Annotated in this window: 8 protein-coding genes and 2 pseudogenes; 7 read left to right on the forward strand and 3 right to left on the reverse strand. The window is 43.3% G+C overall.

What is annotated here, in order from left to right:
* Together HMPREF9074_RS09005 and radC are read left to right on the forward strand one after the other, a co-directional pair.
* Positions 1 to 360 (forward strand): annotated as a pseudogene (locus tag HMPREF9074_RS09005) (hypothetical protein); the annotation flags it as partial.
* Positions 361 to 385: 25 nt separating this feature from the next.
* Positions 386 to 1,066, forward strand: a complete 681-nt coding sequence (radC, locus tag HMPREF9074_RS09010) for a RadC family protein (RefSeq protein WP_009390150.1) — start codon at positions 386 to 388, stop codon at positions 1,064 to 1,066.
* Positions 1,067 to 1,232: 166 nt separating this feature from the next.
* Here radC and HMPREF9074_RS09015 read toward each other — a convergent pair whose 3' ends face one another.
* Genes HMPREF9074_RS09015 through HMPREF9074_RS09025 form a run of 3 tightly spaced genes read right to left on the reverse strand, consistent with a single transcriptional unit; the run spans position 1,233 to position 2,429 of the window.
* On the reverse strand, positions 1,233 to 1,604 hold the full coding sequence (locus HMPREF9074_RS09015) for a hypothetical protein (protein WP_009390148.1): 372 nt from the start codon (positions 1,602 to 1,604) through the stop codon (positions 1,233 to 1,235).
* Positions 1,605 to 1,610: 6 nt separating this feature from the next.
* Positions 1,611 to 1,940 (reverse strand): hypothetical protein, encoded by a 330-nt coding sequence (locus HMPREF9074_RS09020; RefSeq protein ID WP_009390146.1) that lies wholly within the window; start codon positions 1,938 to 1,940, stop codon positions 1,611 to 1,613.
* Between the two features lie 6 nt (positions 1,941 to 1,946).
* Entirely contained in the window at positions 1,947 to 2,429 is a 483-nt protein-coding gene (locus tag HMPREF9074_RS09025; RefSeq protein ID WP_009390144.1) for an SMI1/KNR4 family protein, read from the reverse strand.
* A 253-nt stretch (positions 2,430 to 2,682) separates the two neighbouring features.
* On the opposite strand from HMPREF9074_RS09025, the pseudogene HMPREF9074_RS11960 reads away from it, so the two are divergent.
* The 5 genes and pseudogenes from HMPREF9074_RS11960 to HMPREF9074_RS09045 form a co-directional block, all read left to right on the forward strand.
* Positions 2,683 to 3,066: pseudogene (locus HMPREF9074_RS11960) on the forward strand (IS1 family transposase); the annotation flags it as partial.
* A gap of 161 nt (positions 3,067 to 3,227) precedes the next feature.
* Positions 3,228 to 3,749 (forward strand): YfbM family protein, encoded by a 522-nt coding sequence (locus tag HMPREF9074_RS09030; RefSeq protein WP_009390143.1) that lies wholly within the window; start codon positions 3,228 to 3,230, stop codon positions 3,747 to 3,749.
* Positions 3,750 to 3,769: 20 nt separating this feature from the next.
* Entirely contained in the window at positions 3,770 to 4,540 is a 771-nt protein-coding gene (gene nadE / locus HMPREF9074_RS09035; protein ID WP_009390138.1) for an NAD(+) synthase, read from the forward strand.
* 48 nt (positions 4,541 to 4,588) lie between these two features.
* On the forward strand, positions 4,589 to 5,869 hold the full coding sequence (purD, locus tag HMPREF9074_RS09040; RefSeq protein ID WP_009390137.1) for a phosphoribosylamine--glycine ligase: 1,281 nt from the start codon (positions 4,589 to 4,591) through the stop codon (positions 5,867 to 5,869).
* Between the two features lie 11 nt (positions 5,870 to 5,880).
* Positions 5,881 to 7,101 (forward strand): beta-ketoacyl-[acyl-carrier-protein] synthase family protein, encoded by a 1,221-nt coding sequence (locus tag HMPREF9074_RS09045; RefSeq protein WP_009390135.1) that lies wholly within the window; start codon positions 5,881 to 5,883, stop codon positions 7,099 to 7,101.
* The last annotated feature ends 59 nt before the right edge of the window (positions 7,102 to 7,160 follow it).

Below are 7,160 nucleotides of genomic sequence, written 5' to 3' on the forward strand. Positions count from 1 at the left end.
AAAAAAGATGATGAAAAGATTGTAATGAACTCCACTTATGACCATAAGAATCTCAAGAGAGAAATAAATATTGAACACAAAGACGGAAGTAAGCAGAAAAATGTACTAACCCATAACAAAAAAGGACAAGTCATTAAAGGAGAGTTTTACATAGGCAGCGAAAATGAGCTTTTTTTAACCTCTATATGTACCTACAACAGCAAGGACTATTTAGAAAAACGTGAACGGAAGTATGCTACTTATTCGGTTACTACCACTTACGAGTATGAATATGATGCCCAAGGCAGTGCCACTGTCGTCAAGGAATACGAAGACGGCAAACTCACAACCACAAGAAAGAGAATCATAGAGTATTATTAACACCCCCAATCCAAACCACTAAATTATGACGATTAAAAACTGGGAAGACACCGATAAACCTCGCGAAAAGATGATGGCGCAAGGCAAAACCGCATTAAGCAATGCAGAACTTTTAGCCATTCTCATTGGCTCAGGGGCTGCCAATGAAAGTGCCGTTGCTTTAAGCAGACGCATATTGGCTTCAGTAGGCAATAGCCTAACCACTTTGGGCAAACAAACCCTCGCACAGCTCACCGCCTTCAAAGGCATCGGAACAGCCAAAGCAATCACAATTCTCGCCGCTACCGAAATCGGGCGTAGGCGTGCTGCCGAAACACCTGAGCCACAGCCTAGAATCGAAGCCCCTCATAACATCTTCACCTTAATGCAACCCCTTATTGGCGACCTGCCGCACGAAGAGTTTTGGGTGCTATACCTCAATAGCGCCAATCGCGTCATTCACAAATGCCGACTTTCTTCAGGAGGCATCACGCATACTACCGTCGATATACGACTTCTCTTCAAAAACGCCTTAGAGCAAGGTGCCGTCGCAATTATTTTAGTACACAACCACCCTTCAGGCAGCACCGAGCCCAGCCACGACGACATACAGCTAACCCAGAGAGTAAAAACAGCAGCCGAAACCTTAGACATCAAACTATTAGACCACGTAATTATCACCGAGAAAGCCTATGAAAGTTTAGTAGAAAACGGAATTATGTTTTAAATTTAGAAATTTTGGAGGTGATTTAAAATGGTAAATTTCTGTTTTAAGGGCTCGTGTGATTTCCATATAGTGTTATTTTATCTTTGCTATGTCGTTTTTATAACTCGCAAAAGTATAGCGATGCAAAAGCGATTTTGAGACTTTTCAGATAGCCTCAACGGGTGTATTAACAACTAAAGTAGTGAAATACAAACTTAGGAAATTGGTCTCTAAGGTTGTAATATCCTTTGATGATGGCAAAATATTCTTGATCATCCCACAAGTGGGCTTCCACTCCTACAGCGGTATCATCATTGTTGAAGTTATACACCTCTAAATTCACCCCTCCGCCTTCTTCTTTATCCATTTCTTCTATAGGAAAGAGGTGTAATACGCTTTTGTCTTCTACAAAGTCAAGCATTTCATAGATTTCTTCTAAAAATTCTCCTGAAATATCAAATTTTTCAGCTAATACTTGGGTATTTTGCGATTTATAAGCATTTAAAAAATCGGTAAGAGCGTAGTAAATTTCTGTTTTAAGGGCTTGTGTAATTTCCATATAGTGTTATTTTATCTTTGCTATGTCGTTTTTATAACTCGCTAAACTGATGTTTCCTTCTAAAACCAATTCGCAAAGGGCTGTTGGGTCATAATTTTTAAAGGAATGAAGGGTATAATAGCAATGCTTGTTATCGCGCTCTAAGTGAAGTACATAACCATCGGGTTCATCTTGAAAAACAACGATTGCTTCTTTGTACTTTTCTAAGGTTGCTACCGAGCGTATCAAATCCTGCCTACTATCGTGCAAGTGAGAGGCTACAAAGGCTATTTCGGTAGTGCCATTGCTAATAGTTACCATTGCCCAGCCATGTTCTTTGGGAGTGTAATCAATCATTGCAAATTAATAAAGTTTCATTAGTAAATCGGCAAAAGAAGTAGCAATAGGAGAGGGCTCTATGTCTTGTATATTATGATTAAAAAGATAAATCTGCTGGTCTTCTGCTAATAGAAGCGTATCGCCCGCAGGAGTGCACGCAATCGGTATTCCCTGTTTCTGAAAGTCAGTATACAAGTCTATCAGCGAATGAAACTTATAAGCCGACCGAAAAGCCAAAAAGCGGTCTATTACCACCTTACTGCCTTTCACCCTGTTTTTAGAAGGAATGCCTCCGTTGTGCTCCAACAGAAAACGAATATATTCCTCATCGATAGGCTGGCTCAGCTCTCTCTGAAAATCAGCAATTTCTGTTTCTTCCGCCTTGTCCGTTTCGTAGGCTTTGATGAGGTTTTTTAGGGTTTGTTTATCGGGCAAAATCTTATAAGCCCTGAGCTGTTCCACTTTCTCCGGACTCAAGCCATATTTCTCAAAAGTAAGTTTTTTCATAGGTTTATTATCCACTAATCGTTTCTAAATGAAGGCGGTAGTTATCATCGAGCCTGATATTCACCAGATGCCCCAAAAAGTAATCAGTGTCCGTATCTACATCAAAAATGCAAGGGTAGTTTGTATGTAGCCATAGGGCTTAATTTTGGGCTACAAAAATAACAAATAATCAACAGATATACAAACGTATCAAAAATTTCTTTCTATCATAGATAAAAAAATTTGGAGGTGATTTAAAAAGTATGATGAATTTTGGACTTATGTTCAGAAAAAAGAGAACAAACAGTGGCTTATATACGCTTATGACAGAGAAACACGAGAAATTATAACTTATGTTTGGGGTAAAAGAGATTTAAGAACAGCTAAAAAGTTAAGGAAGCAACTTAAAGAACTGAATATTACCTATGATTCTATAGCAACTGATGATTGGAAAAGTTTTAAAACAACTTTTAAAGAGGATAATCATCTAATAGGAAAAGCATATACTGTTGGGATAGAGTGGAATAACTGTAAATTGAGACATAGAATAAAACGAGCTTTTCGCAAGACTTGTTGTTTTTCATCATACTTTTTGAAACACCACCGAAATTTTTTCTGTTCTTACTTACCCTATACAAACAATATAGGAACGATATAGGAACGATACAGGAACGATACAGGAAGAACACAACATCGCCCAAAGTATAAATATCTCCCCAAAAACCCGAAAACAGAAAAATATCCTAATTTGTCATTTGCCATTTGCCATTTGTCATTAAATTACTATCTTTGTGCTTTCAATAGTAAAACAGCAATATTATGGGTATGATTATGAACTACCTCCGCGTACCTAAGGCGGAGTTTGACAAATATCTAAAAGAACCTAAGGCACTCGAAGAGGAGATTCATACGCTTTTCGAGGCTGAAGAAACCAGTGAACGTTTATTTGATGTTGATAAGGCATGGAGCGGCATTATGTACCTACTCACAGGCAGTGCTTTCGTATGCGGCTACGAAGAAGATTCCGACGATGATGTATCTCGCCTCTTTTTCAGCGGACAGCTTTTTGATGAGCAGTCTGACCTCTATGGATTTGGACCTGCGCACTACATTACCCCCGCTCAAGTGGCGGCACTCAGTAAGCGACTCAGTGCTATGTCCGAAGCTGACTTAAGGGAAAACTACAATCCCGAAGAGATGGCTGCAAATGAAGAGCTTTATCCCTCATTAGAGTGGAACGAAGATGATTTTTCTTACCTAAAGTATCACTTCGAAAAGTTGCAACAGTTTTTTACCACAGCAGCCCAAAACGGCGATGCTATAGTAAATTTCCTATCATAACAATTCAAAAATATCAAAAAGTGGAAAAAACAGCTTCTCAAATCATTGATTGGATAAAAAACTACGCCCAGCAAGCCCGTGTCAAAGGCTTGGTGATAGGCATATCAGGAGGGGTAGACTCAGCCGTAGTCTCTACTCTCTGCGCGCGTACGGGGTTACCTACCCTTTGCCTCGAAATGCCCATTCATCAGGCAGAAAGCCACATAAGCAGAGCCGAAGAGCACATCAGCTTCCTCAAGGCGCACTACCCTAACGTCACTAATTTGCGGGTAGACCTCACCCCTGTATTCGACCAATTCGTAGTGCAAGTGCCGCTGACCGATAAGCCCACCTACGAAATGGCTTTGGCGAACACCCGTGCCCGCCTACGAATGACGACTCTTTACTACTTCGCTGGTTTAGAGGGGTATATCGTAGTAGGTACCGGCAATAAGATAGAAGATTTTGGCGTAGGCTTCTTCACCAAATACGGCGATGGAGGCGTAGACATCAGTCCTATAGCCGACCTGATGAAGAGTGAAGTGTACAAACTTGGCGAGTACTTACAGGTGCCTCAAAGCATTCTCAAAGCCAAACCCTCTGACGGACTTTTTGGCGATGACCGCAGCGATGAAGACCAGTTAAAAGCCACTTACGACGAGTTAGAGTGGGCTATGCTCCAAACTGAGCAAGGACAAACTGCCGAAGCCTTCACAGGCAGACAGCGCGAAGTATTCGAGATATACACCCGCCTCAACCGTGCTAACCAACACAAAATGCAACCCATACCCATTTGCAAAATCAACAAATAAAACAAATTGACTAATCGGCAAAATCAACAAATCGACAAATTGACAGAAATGAATATACTAATCTTAGGCTCTGGCGGTCGCGAACACGCCTTTGCCGTAAAACTACACAGCAGTCCACTTTGCGACCAGCTCTACATAGCCCCTGGCAATGGGGGTACTCACCACGTAGCTACCAATGTAGCTATTAGCCCTACCGACTTTCCTGCGCTAAAAGCCTTTGTACTCGAAAAAGAGATTGCAATGGTGGTAGTAGGTCCCGAAGACCCTTTAGTAAAAGGGGTATATGATTTCTTCGTTAGCGACAAAGACCTTGCTCACGTACAAGTAATAGGCCCTTCGCAACTCGGTGCTACCCTCGAGGGCAGTAAAGAGTTTGCCAAAGAGTTTATGGTGCGCCATAACATTCCTACGGCTAAATATGCGAGTTTTACTAAGGAAACGGTTGAAGAAGGTTGTGCTTTCCTCAGCACGATGAAAGCCCCTTACGTCCTCAAAGCCGACGGATTGGCGGCAGGCAAAGGGGTCGTAATACTCGAAGACCTACACGAAGCACAAGCCGAACTACGCCATATGCTTATCGATGCTAAGTTCGGGCAAGCCAGCACCAAAGTAGTGATTGAAGAGTTCCTCAAAGGTATAGAGCTTAGCTGTTTTGTGCTAACCGATGGCGTCGATTATAAAATATTGCCTACTGCCAAAGACTACAAGCGTATAGGCGAAGCCGATACAGGGCTCAACACTGGTGGTATGGGGGCGGTTTCTCCGGTGCCTTTTGCCGATGCCGCTTTTATGCAGAAGATAGAAGAGCGCATCGTAAAACCTACCATCAACGGACTACAAGCAGAAGGCATTGTCTATAAAGGTTTTGTTTTCATCGGACTTATAAAAGTTGAAGGCGAACCTTACGTGATAGAATACAACGTGCGTATGGGCGACCCCGAAACAGAAGTGGTTTTACCTCGCATAGAAAGCGACTTAGTGCCTCTATTCCAATCGCTTTACAACGGCACTTTGGCTGCACAAGAGCTAAAGGTAACCCCAGAAAGCGCTACCACAGTGGTAATGGTATCAGGGGGCTATCCTGAGGAATACGAAAAAGGGAAAGTCATCACCGGCACCGAAAGTGTAACCGATAGTATGGTATACCACGCAGGCACAACCCTAAAAGAGGGCGCACTGCTAACGGCAGGCGGTAGGGTATTGGCAATCACCTCATTAGGTGCTGATTTTCACCAAGCGCTACAGAAGTCATACCACAGTATCAGCAAAATACATTTCGAAGGGGCTTATTACCGAAGAGACATCGGTAAAGACCTTTCATCACTCTAATCAAAATTCTTATGAGGGTTGTCATCACAGGAATGGGGATTTATTCGTGTATAGGCACTTCGCTAAGCGAGGTCTATAGCTCATTATATCAGGGGAAGTCGGGTATTGTAGTACAGCCCGAGCGCAAGCTGATGGGCTATAGGTCAGCCCTTACAGGTGTTCTGCCTACCCCAGAACTCAAAGGTATATTGGGGCGGAGAGAGCGCATATCTATGGGGCAGGAAAGTGAGTTTGCCTATATGGCTACCCGCGATGCCCTTAGCGCGGCACAGATAGACCTCGATTTTCTACGCCAGAATGAAGTAGGCATTCTCTACGGAAACGATAGCGTAGCCGAATCGGTAGTACTCACACACGACAAAATACGCGAGAAGAAAGACACGGCATTACTCGGTTCAGGGGCAGTATTTCGCACAATGAACTCTACCGTTACGATGAACCTCTCCACGCTCTTTCAGCTGCGCGGAGTGAATATGAGCATTAGCGCGGCTTGTGCCAGTGGTTCGCACGCCGTAGGGTTGGGCTATCTACTGATACAGAGCGGTATGCAAGATTGTATCATATGCGGCGGAGCCCAAGAGGTAAACCCTTATTGTATGGGCAGTTTCGACGGATTAGGAGTTTTCTCAATACGCGAAGAGGCGCCTGCACTTGCCTCTCGTCCGTTTGATGCACATCGAGACGGCTTAGTACCTAGCGGAGGGGCTGCCACCCTTATACTCGAAAGTTATGAGCACGCGCTAAAGCGTGGGGCTACCCCTATAGCCGAAGTAGTAGGCTACGGCTTTTCTTCTAACGGCGCTCATATCTCTACCCCAAGTGTAGAAGGCCCCGCCCGCGCGATGAGGCGAGCACTGCAAAATGCAGGTATGCAGCCCCACGAGATAGACTATATCAATGCGCACGCTACATCTACCCCCATAGGCGATGCCAATGAAGCAAAGGCTATTTACGAAGTATTTGGCAGCAAAACGCCTGTGAGCTCTACTAAATCGATGACGGGACACGAATGCTGGATGGCAGGGGCAAGCGAGCTCATATACAGCATACTAATGATGCAACACGACTTTATAGCTCCTAATATCAACTTCGAAACCCCCGATGAAGACAGTGCCAAGCTAAATATTATCAGCAGTACGCAACAAAAGTCCATCAATGCTTTCTTGAGCAATTCATTTGGCTTTGGTGGTACTAATTCAGCTTTAATAATTAAAAAAATGCCCGTTAGCTAAAGCTAACGGGCATTTTTTTGATATTATTTATCACTTTTAAGGATACCCCCACTCAGGGC

It is taken from the genome of Capnocytophaga sp. oral taxon 329 str. F0087, from assembly GCF_000213295.2.
In the GTDB taxonomy this organism is placed as follows: domain Bacteria; phylum Bacteroidota; class Bacteroidia; order Flavobacteriales; family Flavobacteriaceae; genus Capnocytophaga; species Capnocytophaga leadbetteri_A.

Coding starts and splice junctions, on each gene's coding strand:
- radC (WP_009390150.1), top strand. CDS start 386: ATGACGATTAAAAACTGGGAAGACACCGATAAACCTCGCGAAAAGATG.
- HMPREF9074_RS09015 (WP_009390148.1), bottom strand. CDS start 1,604: ATGGAAATTACACAAGCCCTTAAAACAGAAATTTACTACGCTCTTACC.
- HMPREF9074_RS09020 (WP_009390146.1), bottom strand. CDS start 1,940: ATGATTGATTACACTCCCAAAGAACATGGCTGGGCAATGGTAACTATT.
- HMPREF9074_RS09025 (WP_009390144.1), bottom strand. CDS start 2,429: ATGAAAAAACTTACTTTTGAGAAATATGGCTTGAGTCCGGAGAAAGTG.
- HMPREF9074_RS09030 (WP_009390143.1), top strand. CDS start 3,228: ATGGGTATGATTATGAACTACCTCCGCGTACCTAAGGCGGAGTTTGAC.
- purD (WP_009390137.1), top strand. CDS start 4,589: ATGAATATACTAATCTTAGGCTCTGGCGGTCGCGAACACGCCTTTGCC.
- HMPREF9074_RS09045 (WP_009390135.1), top strand. CDS start 5,881: ATGAGGGTTGTCATCACAGGAATGGGGATTTATTCGTGTATAGGCACT.